This is a genomic window from Agrobacterium sp. El2ro-1b (assembly GCF_048298475.1).
Taxonomy (GTDB): Bacteria; Pseudomonadota; Alphaproteobacteria; order Rhizobiales; family Rhizobiaceae; genus Agrobacterium; species Agrobacterium fabrum.
Window position 1 is genome coordinate 1626540 of the sequence record NZ_CP103459.1, and the last position, 13626, is coordinate 1640165.

Here is a 13626-nt window from a genome sequence, read left to right on the forward strand (position 1 = left end):
GACCATGGAAAAACCAATCCTTGATGTCGAAAATCTTCGCATCCGTTACGGCGGCTCGCCCACCGAGGCGGTGCGCGGCATCTCCTTCACGCTCGGCCGGGAACGTCTCGGCATCGTTGGTGAAAGCGGCTCAGGCAAGTCCACCGTGGGCCGCGCCCTGCTGCGCCTTTTACCATCGGCAACGATCACCGCCGACAAGCTTGATTTCGAAGGGATCGATCTTCTCGCACTTAGCGAAAAAGAGATGCTAAAGGTGCGTGGCCGGCGCATGTCGATGATCCTTCAGGATCCGAAATTCTCCCTTAACCCCATCCGCCGCGTCGGTGATCAGGTAACGGAGACCTATCTGCGACACTTCAAGGCATCGAAATCGCAAGCGCGGGAAAAGGCGCTCGCCATGCTGGATGCGGTGAAAATTCGTGACGCGGAGCGCGTCTACGAGCAATATCCGCATGAAATTTCCGGCGGCATGGGCCAGCGGGTGATGATCGCCATGATGTTGCTTGCTGATCCCGATCTCGTCATTGCCGATGAGCCGACCTCGGCGCTGGATGTGACGGTGCGGCTGCAGGTGCTGAATATTCTCGATGGCCTGGTGCGCGATCGCGGCATCGGCCTGATCATGATCAGCCACGACCTCAATCTCGTGCGCAATTTCTGCGACCGGGTGCTCATCATGTATGCCGGCCGTGTGGTGGAAACGCTTGCCGCACGCGATCTCGATCAGGCGCAGCATCCCTATACGCGCGGCCTGTTGGCGGCGCAGCCGCGCATCGGCGGCTCACGTGCGCCGCTTGCGGTGCTGGATCGCCGTCCAGAATGGCTGGAGGAGAACGTATAATGGCCGTTTCCGTCGAAATCCGCGATCTCTCCATCACCTTCGGCAGCGGCCATACGGCGCTGAAAGTGCTGCCTTCGGTATCCTTCCGCGTCGAGCCGGGCGAATGTTTCGGGCTGGTCGGTGAAAGCGGCTCGGGTAAATCCACCGTGCTGCGCTGCGTCTCCATGCTCAACGATTTCTGGACGGGCGACATCCTCATCAACGGCAGGTCGGTGCGCGACATGCCGCTGATAGAGCGGTGCCGCATGCTGCAGATGGTGTTTCAGGATCCCTATGGTTCGCTGCATCCTCGCCAGTCGGTGCGCACCGTGCTTTCGGAATCGCTTGCGATCCATAAGCTCGGTGACCGCGAAGAGCGTATGCGCAAGGTCATCACGGATGTCGGCCTGCCGGTCTCCTTCCTAGACCGCTTCCCGCATCAGCTTTCCGGTGGCCAGCGGCAGCGCGTGGCGATTGCGCGCGCACTGATACTCGAACCCTCGCTGCTCCTGCTCGATGAGCCGACCTCCGCGCTCGATGTCTCGGTGCAGGCGGAAATCCTCAACCTGTTGCAGCGGCTGCGCGAAGAGCGCGGCTTCACCTATATCATGGTGACCCATGATCTCGCCGTGGTCGACCACATGTGCGACCGGTTCGCGGTGATGCTGCGTGGCGAAATCACCGAAATCCTGCCGCGTGAGGCCATCGCCGGCAATGGTGCGACGCATCCCTATGCGCGCGAACTGATCGGCGCTTCGCTGGAATATGAAGGCGCATGACGGCTCCAAAACGTGATCGTCCTCCTCCGGGGCGTCACGGATAATAACATCCTCCTTCCTTGCCCGGCCTCCCTGCCGGGCTTTTTTTTGGATGGTCTCGGCGGAGTGAGGAGGATGCCCTTTGGCCAAGCATTTCGGCCCTGGAAGCCTTGTCGCCAACAAAAAGGCGCGGGGGTTAGCCGCGCCTTTTCTTATTCGCAGACAGGGTGGCCGATTACCGCTCCTTGCTGACGCTTTCAAACCGGGAGAGCCAGGGGCTGACGATCATGCCCTTGATATCGCTGCGGAAGGCGGCGGTGTCGATGACTTCGGAGAAGGGCTGAATGGACATGACGATCTCGTCCATATAGCCCTGCAGGTCCTCATAAAGCTTCGTCTGTTTGGCTACGTCGCGCTCGACAAGGGCTTCCTCGATCATCTTGTTCAGCTTTTCATCGAAGAAGCTCGTGCGCCAGCTCTGGTAATTGGTGAGCTTGGCGTCGTCGGCATTGTTGGGGTTATAGGCGATCGAGCGCAGGTTGTTGTCGGGATGCGGCTGCTGGCCGCCGCCGCCGCGACCGAGCAGCAGTTCGAAGTTACGCTCGCGCATCGCGCCGTAAATCTGGTCGCCGGAACCGCTGATCAGTTCGGCCTGAATGCCAGCCTGTGCGAGCGTGTTCTGGATCGCCGTTGCCGCTTTCATGAACGGGTCTTCCGAAAGCACACGCAGCGTCGTCTTGAAGCCGTTCGGATAACCCGCCTCCGTCAGAAGCGCCTTGGCTTTTTCGATGTCGAGCTTGTAGCCCTGATCCGGCAACGATCCCATCACGCCGGTGCTGAGGGAGCGCTGATGCAGCTTGCCGTAATAGGGCATTACCGCCTTGTCGAGACCGTCGTAATCGATCAGGTAACGCAGTGCTTCACGCACCTTCTTGTTCGCGAACTTTTCATCCTTCATCGAAACGCTGAGGTAATAAAAACCGGAGCCGGGGGTGGATTCGATGGCGATGGCCTTGTCGGCTTCCAGCGACTTCAGGTCTGGCGCTTGCAGGGAATAGGCAACATCGATATCGCCTTTTTCCAGCATCAGACGCTGCGATTGTGATTCCGGCAGATGGCGCATCAGGATGCGTTTCATCTTGGCCTTTTCGCCCCAATAATCATCGTTGCGGGTGAGGATGATATATTCGTTGGATTTCCACTGCGTCAGCTTGAAGGGGCCGGAGCCGGCGGAATTCAGCGTCAACCAAGCGCCGCCCAGATCGCCGTCCTTTTCATTCTCAAGCGCGGTCTTGCTGTCGATGATTGAGCCGGGACCGTTCTGCGCGAGGATCATCAGCAGCAGGTTCGGGTCATCAGGTTTGGGGATGTTCAGCACGAAGGTCTGGTCGTTTTCGGCAACGAACAGCTTGTCCGCCTCTTCCAGCTTGAAACCACGGGTTTTCAGGAAGGACGATTGCGCCAGGTTACGGGCGAGCAGGCGCTTCAGGCTCCAGGCCACGTCCTTTGCCGTCACGGCATTGCCGGAGGCGAATGTGGCATCGGCGCGCAGATGGAAACGGATCGATTTGCGGTCTTCGGCAATTTCCCAGCGCTCGGCAAGGCGTGGCTGAACGCTGCGATCTTCAGGGGAAAGCACGACCAGCGTGTCATAGACGTTGTTCAGAACCTGCACGGTCTCGCGGCCGGTGATGGCGGCGGGGTCGAGGGTCAGGATGTTGCTCATGGTCGTGGCGACGATGAGCTGGTCCTTCGGCGTTTCGGCAAAGCTGCTGAGCGGCATGGCGCCGATCAGCAGGGCGCCAAGCGCTGCGGTTGCAAGAAAATGTTTCATCTTTCCTCCCAATACGGCCGGTTCATACGGCCTTTCCACGTTTTGATCCACGCGCCCGGTTCCTCCGCAGGCGGCGCATGATCAGCCAAGAATGTCTCTGACCGGCGGGGCAAGCGCTCGGCCGATCGCCGCCGTTGCCAGCGCATCCAGATGCACGCCATCCACCGGCGAGGCGCTGGCGACCGATCCGGCATCGAAGAAGTGATGCCCCAGTTCGGCAGCGAGTTTGCGGTAAAGCGGCGAAAGCCGCATGGACTGTTCGATATCGCGCCCGCCGGCGGGTTCTCCGCCGGGGCCGGCGACGCAGGGCGGCGGTGCGACGATCAATAGTTTCGGCACGGCCTCGCGCGGTTTGTAGATGAAGGTCTCGACGATCTGCGCCAGCCTGCGCATGCCGGAAACGGCAGCTTCGGCCCGTCCGCCATGCACCGGCTTGATGTCGTTGGTGCCGAGCATGATGATGACGAGATCGAGCGGCATGTGGCAGGACAACGCGACCTCCAGCGCCCGCGCGCCGTTGCGGCAGGCGGGGCCGGCATGGTCGTCGTAACAGGTGGTGCGCCCGCCGAGACCTTCCGGATGAACCTTCGCCTTTCCGGGAAGGGCGGCCTCAAGCACCTCCGGCCAGCGGTGTTCGACGGGGTGCCTCAGACCCGTGGCCGGGTCGGCACCCCAGGTGAGGCTGTCTCCGAAGGCGAGCACCGTTTTCATCGCCCCTTACCTCACCCGGTTGTTGTCGATGAAGGTAAAATCGATGTCCTCGCCGAGGCCCGGCCGATCAGGGACATGCACGAAGCCGTCGCGGTCCATCGGGTCCGACAGCGACTTCAGATAGTCGTGGCCGTCATCATATTCGAGGAAGGGGTGCAGCAGGCCGCGCTCATACCAGCGGCAATTCTTGGTGGCGGCAACGACATGCAGGTTCATCGCCGTATTGCCGTGCACCTCGCATTCCATGCCGAAGGCTTCGGCCAGATGCATGGTCTTCAGCGCCGGCGTGATGCCGCCGACATCATTAACGCCGGTGCGCAGAATATCGCAGGCGCCGGCCTTGATCCATTCGGCGCGGTGCCAATGCTTGCCGGCTGCACTTTCCGGGCCGACGACGGGGATATCCAGATTGTCGGAGAGCCATTTGTAGGAGGAGAGCGACTGTTCATCCATCGGCTCCTCGATCCAGTCGAAGCCCAGCTTTTCAAGGCCACGGCCCAGCGCCAGGGCATCGGTGCGGGAATACCAGTGGAAGGCGTCGATCATCAGGCGAATATCGGGACCAACCGCTTCACGCACGGCGGCGCAGGCCTTGAGGTCCATCTTCACATCCGGCGCCCAGCTGACGGGCGGCATCCAGGTGTGCAGCTTGATGCCCTTATAACCGCGGTTTACCAGCGTTTCGGCAAAGCGGCCGTAATCTTCAGGCGTCGCCAGCCCGCCCTCCAGCTCGTCGCCGCACATGATGGAGCCATAGGCCAGCACCTTGTCGCGATAACCGCCGATCAACTTGTATACAGGTTGATCGAGCGACCGGCCGGCAAGGTCCCACAACGCACAATCCACTACGGCCAGCGTGCGGTCGGTCAGCTGCGCGGCCGAGCCGCGCTGCCAGTGGGCAAGATCCTGCCACAGGCGTTCCCGGTCGCGGTGGTCCTCACCGATCAGAACCTTCTTGACGAATTTTTCGATGACATGCGGGCGAACGATCTCCGGCGCGGTGAAGGAGTGGCCTTCCTGCCCATCTTCGGTGCGGATGGTCAGCATGGCCTGTTCCACCTGATGCGCCGGACCCGGATGAGCGTGACCGGCACTGTCGGAGTGGCGACGGGTCGTCGTGCGGAAAACCCGGACCTCGACGTCGGTGATGATCATAATTCCTCCCTCATGCAGGTGTCTCGGCGTTCTGATTGCCGCTATGTCATACATGTATGCGTTATTTGTCAACATGTATGATAATCTGTATTACATGTTTGGATGAGAAATCAAGTTTATTTGCGCGGAACGCCATAGGGATGTCTCTGGTGGGTGGGGCGTTCTTGGCCGGGCGAGGCGCAGTGTCACCTGCAAAAAGCAGGAGCAATGCGTGCCATCGCAAAGTAATCTATAATTTTAGTAGATTATTGAATCGCGCAACGATCTTTCAACAATCGCCGGCACTATAAAAGACCATGCCGTGCCATCCCTGCCGGCCATCGTGCATTCTGCGGACATATGCGCGGCACGGTGAGACAGCCGCACCTGCGCAGCCTGAGCCCCATTTTCCCATCAACAACTGGTCCCGGATGAACACCATGCCCCTTTCCCATATTCCCCATTTCGCCTTTCTGGTTCCCGGCAATTATAACGATGATGACCCTGAGCGGGGACTGGAGGAGACCCTGCGGCTTTTCGAAGCCGGGGAGACGCTGGGTTATCACAGCGCCTGGGTTCGCCAGCGTCATCTGGAACGTGGCGTTTCCTCGGCGGCGACCTTTCTTGCCGCAGCCTCGCAGCGCACCAAGCGGATCGGCCTTGGCACCGCCGTCATTCAGCTGGGTTATGAAAATCCATTCAGGCTGGCCGAGGACCTCGCCACGGTGGATGTCCTGTCACATGGGCGGTTGAATGTCGGCGTTTCGGTGGGCGCGCCACCCTTCGCTCACTTGATCTCTGACTATGTCGATACGGCTTCTGATGCGGATTACAGCCACGCCCGCGCTGAAAAGCTGGCAAGGGCCTTGAGATCGGAACCATTGTCTGGCGATACGGAGGCGGGCAATGCGGCCGGTGCGCAGGTGCCGCGCCTTCGGCCCTTTGCCAGGGGTTTGACCGACCGGCTGTGGTACGGCGGTGGATCGCAGAATTCCGCCCGCTGGGCGGGCAAGGCAGGGTTCAATCTTCTCACCGGCAATATCGTCAGTGGTGAAAATACCGATGATTTTCTGACGGCGCAGGCGGCTCTTGTTGCGCGCTTCCGGCAGGAATGGGCGCATGAGCGCCAGCCGCGTATCGCGCTTGGCCGGGTGATCCTGCCGACCGATAGCGCAAGCCCCGCAACACGCCGCCTTTATGCGGAATTTGCAGCTGAGCGCGACAAGCGCACGCATGCGCCCCATGGCGCACGCCGCACACTTTTCCTGCCTGACATTGTCGGTACGACGGATGAAATTCTGGAGACGCTGTCGCGTGATCCCGTGCTGCCGCATATCTCGGAATTCCGTCTGGAATTGCCCTATGAGTTTCAGCCGGATGATTATCGTCAGATCGTGACGGATTTCGCTTCCGTTTTACCGCAGCTTTCCGGTGGAAGGCCGGTTTTGAAAGTGGCGACGGGTCAATAATATGTCCCTGAGATCAGCCACTCCCGCGTGCTGCGGGTATGGCGGGAGATAGACCTGTGGCGCTTTTAATCGCGCCACAAGCGTCTTGCTGAAATGTTCGAGCCTTTCTATCCGCTCGCGCACGTCGGCAAGCGGTTCGCCCCAGAACAATTGCACGTCGGCCTCGGTTGCGGCGACCTGCTCAGCCGCTTCGGAAGTACCGCCGACATAAAGCCTGGGATGCGGGCGGCCCTCCTGTGAGGTGATACGTGGCAGGACGGTGGAATTCTTCACGCGGAAATGCTCACCGTCAAAGGTGACATTTCCTCCGTCCAGAGCCGTCGTACCAGCCGCATGAACTCTTTCGTGCGGGCATAACGCTGCGCCTGATCACCTTCTTCGTCGCCATAGGCTGTAAGCTCGTCTCGACCCGAGACGACATTGATCCGCACGCGGCCACCGGAAAGCTGGTCGAGCGTAGCGGCGGCCGAGGCTAGGTTGGCCGGTTTCCAGTAGCCGGGATGGATGGCGATCAGCGGCTCGAACGTGGTGGTCCGCGCCGCAAGGGCTGCCGCCACCGTGAAGGTGTCAGGCCGGCCCCAGCCGGTGCCAAGCAACGCGCCCTTCCAGCCATGATTTTCCAGCGCCCTGGCGTGGCTGTTGAATGTATCGAGGCTGTTATGGTTGTCGCTGACGGCATCGCCGCGATGACCGGGTTTGACGTCATTGGGATATACCAGAGAAATTCGCTCGTGCTGCTCGCATCATCCGCCTGAAATGTCGGTTTGTCGCGCGGAGGAAGGTTCCGCCGCTGCGATTTCCGGTTTGGGAGGCGAAAACCTCCGATGGCATGAGAATGGCAAAGCCGCATCGGCTGGGCCAAGCAGCGGCGTTTCTTTTGGCATGAGGCGGGGGAAAAGCTTTGCTCAGACTTTGCCCATATTGCACATATTTTCCATGTAAAAAATTGAGATAAAAGATTCCGTTTTTCCGGTTATCCTAAAGCCCATTGGAACCCATTTTCTACGCTGTCGTCATAGCTTGGTTTGATTTTTCCCGAGGTTTGAAAAGGTGAGCAAGGCAATAGTCGACGGGAACCGCAGGATTCTCCATTTTTGAGGCACACCGCCCGCAAACCACGGAGTAGGCATGTGTACCACCTTGATTGTCCCCGGTCTGAACGGTTCGGATGAGGGGCATTGGCAGCGGCACTGGTTGCTGGATGATCCTCAGGCCCGGCTGGTCGATCAGGACAATTGGCAATGCCCGGTTCTCGAAGACTGGATTGATCGTCTTGAGGCAGCGCTTTCCGCAGTTGAAAGCGCCTATATTGTTGCCCACAGCCTCGGTTGCCCGCTCGTGGCGAATATGGCGTCGCGACCTTCGGCTGCCAAAATCAGGGGTGCGCTTCTGGTCGCTCCCGCCCATCTCGATCGGGTGGAGGCGATGCATCCCTGTATCGTCCGGTTCGGCGCGTTTCCGCATCAGCCGCTTGCTTTTCCCAGTCTCGTCGTGGGGAGCATGAACGATCCCTATATGAACCCTGAAGAGCTGGCGCGAACCGCCACCAGATGGGGAAGCGACCTCGTCAATCTTGGCTGCGTCGGGCACATCAACATCGCCGCCGGTTTTGGTCGGTGGCCGGGTGGTTATGCGCTTTTCGACCGTCTGAAATCGATTGCTGAAAAGACCGCGACCGGATCGAGACTACACGGGTTGTCGGCGATACATGGCGCGTATCTTCAAAGCGACGCCAGCGTGCTCTGAAACGGAATTTTTTCCGCGGCCACATCCTTGGTCGACGTTTGCCGGCGACGCCTCAATTATAGAATAGTAATTTTATGGAAAATATTGACGATTTTTGCCAGTCGCCGGAGGATAGGGGGAATTGAGCAAAGGAGGCGCACATGCCGCAGGGACTTCATGCGTTTACTTTCGATCTGTTCGGCCTGACCCGGCGTCAGCCTCGTGAAGACGAGCCGCTTTATCTTCACCCGCTGGATCACTCCGGGCGCATCCGGCAGGGGAAAAGCGATCTCGAACTGGAGCGGGAAGAGATCTGCGAAATGAACTTCGCGATGCTGGGCCTTTACCCGGTCTTCTGAGCACAAGCGTTCCTTTGCCTTTGGGAGCGCCATTCATCCGAGAGAGAAACTCTCCGCGATGGATGGAAATTGGAACAAAATTTCTTAAACGCGCCGGGGAACTGGTTACCCTTTCATCATGACGTCGCATCGCCCGAGGGGCGGATTGCAAAGGACCTGCCGATGAGCAAGCACGATAAACCACTCGATTTCCTGTGGTTCATACCCACTTCCGGCGATGGCAGCTATCTCGGCTCCGATGATCTGTCGCGTCCCGCCGATCCCGGATATTTCCGGGAAATTGCCCAGGCCGCCGACAGGCTTGGTTATTCCGGCGTGCTCATTCCCACCGGCGTTGCCTGCGAAGAATCCTTCATTCTCGCGGCCAATCTCGCTGCCTATACCGAGAAGCTGAAATTCCTTGTCGCCATTCGCCCGGGCGTTGCTTCACCCGCTTATTACGCGCGTTTGGCCTCCACGCTCGATCGTGTGTCCCATGGGCGGTTGCTGCTCAACATCGTTGTTGGCGGCAGCGCGCAGGAACTGGCCGGGGACGGCATCTTCCTGCCGCATGACGAGCGTTACGACCATGCCGACGAATTCTTTCAGGTGTTCAATTCCCTGATCGAAACCGGCAAGGGAGATCTCGACGGCAAATACATCAAGGCGCAGGGGGCCAGGCTCGGCCTGCCGCCGGTACAGGAACCGCGCCCGCCCCTTTATTTCGGCGGCTCTTCCGATGCCGGCATCGATTTCTCCGCTGGGATCACTGACAAATATCTTACCTGGGGCGAGCCGCCGGCACAGGTGGCGGAAAAAATCGCCAAGGTGCGCGCCGCCGCCGCCCAAAAGGGGCGGGAGGTGACATTCGGTATCCGCCTGCACTTCATCGTGCGCGAAACCGATGAGGAAGCCTGGGCCGATGCCGATAAGCTGATTTCCAAGCTTTCCGATGAGACCATCGCCTCTGCCCAGGAAGTCTTCTCCAAGGCATCGGACTCCGTCGGGCAGGCCAGAATGCAGGCGCTGCACAATGGTCGGCGCGACAAGCTGGAGGTCTCTCCGAACCTGTGGGCGGGTATCGGTCTCGTGCGGTCTGGCGCGGGCACCGCGCTGGTCGGTTCACCGAAGACGGTGGCGGCACGGCTCAGGGAATATCAGGCGCTCGGCATCGATACCGTCATTGCTTCCGGGTATCCGCATCTCGAAGAAGCCTATCGCCTGTCCGAGTTGCTGTTTCCGGAAATCGGCATCGACGGGCCCAGAAACCAGATCCGGTCGTCGTTCGGCGCAAAACAGGTTTTCGGCGGCGGCGGCCATGGCGGCAACGTCAAGCTGGTGTCCGGATCCTGATCCATCCGTGGAGAGTTTGCAGCGATACCAACGCAACGGCGGCATATAAAACATTATTTCTATAGAATATTATGATTATGGAAAACGATGTCTATTTCAGCCCCCGCCACCGCTGCTAGCTATTGAACAATTCAGCTGTTTCAGGAGCCACGCGATGACATTGCAATATGCGGCCAAGGATCAACAATTCATCAATCTGCGCGACCCGGTCGCCGGCAGGGCGGCGGATGCCGACAGCCTCAAGGCGGCGCTGCGGACACTCGGCGGCGGCGTCAGCGTGATTACCGCAGGCGAAGGGGATGAGCGAACGGGCGCGACCGTGACATCGGCCACCGCTTTGTCGGTCGATCCGCCGCGAATCCTTGTCGCGCTCAACCGCTCCTCGTCCACATGGCCGGTGGTGCAGAGTTTCGGTCATTTCGCCGTCAACATCATCGGCACGAACCATCAGTTCGTCGCCAACCAGTTTGCCGGTATCGGCGGCCTGAAGGGCCCGGACCGGTATCGCGGTGCGGAATGGACAAGGCTGGCGAGCGGGGCCCCCATCCTCGAGGATGCCGTGGCCGCGATCGATTGCACCATCGAAGAGACGATCGAGCGTCACAGCCACGTCATCGTCATCGGCAAGGTGGAGGCGATCCGTGTCGGCTCCGGCCATTCGCTGCTCTACCAGAACGGGCGTTATCATTCACTGGACTGAGCGTCGGTCGTTTCGGCGCTTTCATTTTGTCATTGTTTGAGGGAGTTGAGCATGGGATCCGTCACGTCTCTTGGCGAAAGACTTCGTTTCGTTCCTCCACGCCTCGGCGCGGATATCGATGTGCTGACCGTCGCCCGGACGATCGCCGAAAAATGCGCCATCGAAAATCCGGGGCAAATCCATGCCCGGATTGCCCGCTCCGGCCTCCTCGCTCTCTCCGTTCCAACTGATATGGGCGGGGCGGATATCACCAATGATGTTCTCTCGCAGGCGCTTTCGATCATTGCCGCGGCCAATGCCGATGCGGCGCATGATCTCGTCGAGCATTTCACCGCGCTTGAATTCATCCGCAATGCGGGCGGCGATGAGCAGCGCAGGGCCCTCTTCGCCCGCCTCGATCTTGGTGAGACTTTCGCGCTGGCGACATCCGATGGCGGGTTGGATCAGGCAATCCCGGTGACGGCCGACGACTATGCCCTGCGGCTTCCCGACGACATTGCGCAGTTGGCAAGGGCCAATAATGCGGACTGGATCGTCGTTCCAGCCGTCAACACATCCGGGCAGCCCCTGCTTGTCGTTATGCGCAACCGACTGAATATCTCATGGGAGGGCCTGCTGCGCGCCGATCAGGTGGTGTTCCTCGCCCAGGGTGCGGAAAATCTCGCCGCCTCCGTTTCCACCCTGTTAAAGGCTGCGGTGGCTCTGGGGCAAAAACAGCGTGAGCTTTCGGGATTGCTGATTGACAGGCTGGCCGATGATGGCGCGGCGAAACCGGTCATTGGGGAAATATTCCTCGCGATCGAACTGCTGAAGGCACAGATATCAAGTCTGGCGACCCATATCGACGCGGCGCAGGTGGGAGCGGAAAACGTCACCTGTCGTTCGGTCCGCAACAATGCCATCACGCTGGAAATTCTGATGGCGCGCCTTGGTCTTATCGATGATGTCAGCGAATCCGGGCTCATCGCATCGCTGGTGGATGATCTGCGCCGGCAATAAAGAGGACGCTGCCGTCTCTGCGAAGTCCTATTCGCCGGCTGGGATGGACCGCTGGTCCTGCCCATCCTTTGCGACGAATTGCGCGAGCGTCATATTGTCCAGAATGGTTGCGATGGCATCACGCACGTCCGTCATCGAAACCCTGACCTGACAGGTTTCGGGATCATCGCAGTCATCGCAGGCTTCAAAGGCCGTGCGGCTTGCGCAGCGAATGGGCGCAAGCGGGCCATCCAGCGTGCGGATAACCTGTCCGATCATGATTTCGGAGGGCAGTTTCGAGAGCGAATAACCGCCATTCGGGCCCTTTTTGGAGCGCAGAATGCCGCTGTTGCGCAGTTCCAGAAGAATGGTGTCGAGGAATTTTTTCGGGATGTTGTTACGGGTCGCAATCTCGGTCACGAAAGCGGTCTCGCCCTGGGGCAACCGCGCCAGATCGACAAGCGCCTTCAATCCGTATTTGCCTTTTTTGGTCAACATCGCCTGATCCGAAAAGAGAGCCGGCGCATTCACAATGCCGGATCATATTATTCCCAACTTACTTAGTAGTTTTTAGCGAATTCCGGTGCAAGCCCGTTTCAGCGCGGTCTCGGGTGAAAGCGCCCTGTCGCAGTCTTTTGAGGCGAGGTTTTCAGCGTTTTCGAGCACCTTGATCGAGGCAGGCTTCGAAAACCTGACTGAAAACAATATTTTCTCTGATCCCCTCGCAGCATGGAACAAACATCCTTTATTAGAATATAAAATCGGTAGACAAACTATGCATCAAGACACACGAGGTGACGATGTATACGCTCAGTTTGCTCGACAAGAGCCCGGTGCCAACGGGTGAGGACGCGGTAAGCGCGTTCCGCGACACGATCAATCTTGCCAGGCGCGCCGAGGAACTGGGGTATCGCCGGTTCTGGGTGGCTGAACATCACAATTCGCCGGAACTTGCGGGTTCTGCGCCCGAGGCGCTGGTGGCTTGGATTCTGGCGAAGACCTCCCGTATCCGCGTCGGTTCGGGTGGCGTGATGCTGCAGCACTACAGCCCCTACAAGGTTGCCGAGGTCTTTAATGTCCTCTCCTCGCTGGCGCCCGGCCGGGTCGATCTTGGCGTCGGCAAGACACCGGGCGGCCTGCCGCTTGCGACCTCCGCCTTGCAGCAGGCCTATGATCCCGCCCGCAAGCCGGATTTCGAGACGGCTTTTGGTGCGCTCACGACATTTCTCGCCGGCAGCGCGCCGCAGGACCATGCGCAGGCGGGACTACAGGCGACACCCGTGCCGCCGATTGCGGCGGAGCGGTTCCTGCTCGGCGCCAGCCCGGAAAGCGCAAGGCTTGCGGCGTCGAAAGGATGGAATTTCGTTTTTGCCGGCCATCTCAATGGTGATCCGGAGGTTCTGCGCCGCAGCCTCTCGGCTTTCCGTGACACAAGCGGCGGAAGCGCGCCGATCCTTGCCCTCTCGGCTTTTGCCGCAAGCGATCCCGCGCATGCGGCAAGGCAGGTCGAAGGCCAGCGCATCTACCGCGTATTCCTGAGCGATGGCAGGGCCTTCAATCTCGGTCGCCGCGAACAGGCGGAAGAATTCGCGCGGCAATCCGGCGACAGCGATTATCGCATCGAGGAGCGCAAGCCCAATGTCCTGCATGGCGGGCCGGACGATATTCACCGGGCGCTGCGCGCGCTTTCGGAAGAGCACGGCATCGAGGAATTCATCATCGAGCCACCGCATGTCGGTGCCGATCAACGGCTTGCCTCGATCGAACTCTTGGCCACGCATCGCCTTTCCCGGGCGGCGTGATTTT

13 protein-coding genes and 1 pseudogene are annotated in these 13626 nt (G+C 59.7%); 9 read left to right on the forward strand and 5 right to left on the reverse strand.

Going from position 1 to position 13626, the window contains the following annotated elements:
- Positions 1-4: 4 nt before the first annotated feature.
- Both NYR50_RS21585 and NYR50_RS21590 read left to right on the forward strand, forming a co-directional pair.
- Positions 5-841 (forward strand): ABC transporter ATP-binding protein, encoded by an 837-nt coding sequence (locus NYR50_RS21585; protein WP_174009956.1) that lies wholly within the window; start codon positions 5-7, stop codon positions 839-841.
- Positions 841-1599 carry an ABC transporter ATP-binding protein gene (locus NYR50_RS21590; RefSeq protein ID WP_174009955.1) on the forward strand — a complete coding sequence of 253 codons (759 nt, stop codon included), beginning with the start codon at positions 841-843 and terminating at the stop codon, positions 1597-1599. Before NYR50_RS21585 ends, NYR50_RS21590 begins: the two co-directional genes overlap by 1 nt.
- Before the next feature lie 214 nt (positions 1600-1813).
- Here NYR50_RS21590 and NYR50_RS21595 read toward each other — a convergent pair whose 3' ends face one another.
- The 3 genes from NYR50_RS21595 to NYR50_RS21605 form a co-directional block, all read right to left on the reverse strand.
- Positions 1814-3412, reverse strand: a complete 1599-nt coding sequence (locus tag NYR50_RS21595; RefSeq protein WP_174009954.1) for an ABC transporter substrate-binding protein — start codon at positions 3410-3412, stop codon at positions 1814-1816.
- 81 nt (positions 3413-3493) lie between these two features.
- Positions 3494-4123: an SGNH/GDSL hydrolase family protein gene (locus tag NYR50_RS21600; RefSeq protein ID WP_174009953.1), complete on the reverse strand. Its 630-nt coding sequence runs from the start codon at positions 4121-4123 to the stop codon at positions 3494-3496.
- 6 nt (positions 4124-4129) lie between these two features.
- Positions 4130-5278: a mandelate racemase family protein gene (locus tag NYR50_RS21605; RefSeq protein ID WP_174009952.1), complete on the reverse strand. Its 1149-nt coding sequence runs from the start codon at positions 5276-5278 to the stop codon at positions 4130-4132.
- 419 nt (positions 5279-5697) lie between these two features.
- Between NYR50_RS21605 and NYR50_RS21610 the strand changes: the two genes are divergently transcribed.
- Positions 5698-6726, forward strand: a complete 1029-nt coding sequence (locus NYR50_RS21610; RefSeq protein WP_174009951.1) for an LLM class flavin-dependent oxidoreductase — start codon at positions 5698-5700, stop codon at positions 6724-6726.
- 78 nt (positions 6727-6804) lie between these two features.
- Here the strand turns inward: NYR50_RS21610 and NYR50_RS21615 are convergent.
- Positions 6805-7552: pseudogene (locus NYR50_RS21615) on the reverse strand (LLM class flavin-dependent oxidoreductase); the annotation flags it as partial.
- 302 nt (positions 7553-7854) lie between these two features.
- Here NYR50_RS21615 and NYR50_RS21620 point away from each other — a divergent pair.
- From NYR50_RS21620 to NYR50_RS21640, 5 genes are all read left to right on the forward strand, one after another.
- On the forward strand, positions 7855-8472 hold the full coding sequence (locus NYR50_RS21620; RefSeq protein WP_174009950.1) for an alpha/beta hydrolase: 618 nt from the start codon (positions 7855-7857) through the stop codon (positions 8470-8472).
- A 140-nt stretch (positions 8473-8612) separates the two neighbouring features.
- Complete coding sequence (locus NYR50_RS21625) at positions 8613-8810, forward strand: hypothetical protein (RefSeq protein WP_174009949.1); 198 nt, start codon at positions 8613-8615, stop codon at positions 8808-8810.
- A gap of 162 nt (positions 8811-8972) precedes the next feature.
- Positions 8973-10142 carry an FMNH2-dependent alkanesulfonate monooxygenase gene (gene ssuD / locus NYR50_RS21630; protein ID WP_418138037.1) on the forward strand — a complete coding sequence of 390 codons (1170 nt, stop codon included), beginning with the start codon at positions 8973-8975 and terminating at the stop codon, positions 10140-10142.
- A 154-nt stretch (positions 10143-10296) separates the two neighbouring features.
- Positions 10297-10842: a flavin reductase family protein gene (locus NYR50_RS21635; RefSeq protein ID WP_010973028.1), complete on the forward strand. Its 546-nt coding sequence runs from the start codon at positions 10297-10299 to the stop codon at positions 10840-10842.
- Positions 10843-10893: 51 nt separating this feature from the next.
- The gene (locus NYR50_RS21640; RefSeq protein ID WP_174009947.1) at positions 10894-11841 is read left to right on the forward strand and encodes an acyl-CoA dehydrogenase; all 948 of its coding nucleotides are present in this window, start codon (positions 10894-10896) and stop codon (positions 11839-11841) included.
- A gap of 27 nt (positions 11842-11868) precedes the next feature.
- On the opposite strand, the gene NYR50_RS21645 is transcribed toward NYR50_RS21640, so the two are convergent.
- Complete coding sequence (locus tag NYR50_RS21645) at positions 11869-12318, reverse strand: RrF2 family transcriptional regulator (RefSeq protein ID WP_010973026.1); 450 nt, start codon at positions 12316-12318, stop codon at positions 11869-11871.
- Between the two features lie 302 nt (positions 12319-12620).
- Between NYR50_RS21645 and NYR50_RS21650 the strand changes: the two genes are divergently transcribed.
- Positions 12621-13622, forward strand: coding sequence for an LLM class flavin-dependent oxidoreductase (locus NYR50_RS21650; protein WP_174009946.1), 1002 nt, complete (start codon positions 12621-12623; stop codon positions 13620-13622).
- The last annotated feature ends 4 nt before the right edge of the window (positions 13623-13626 follow it).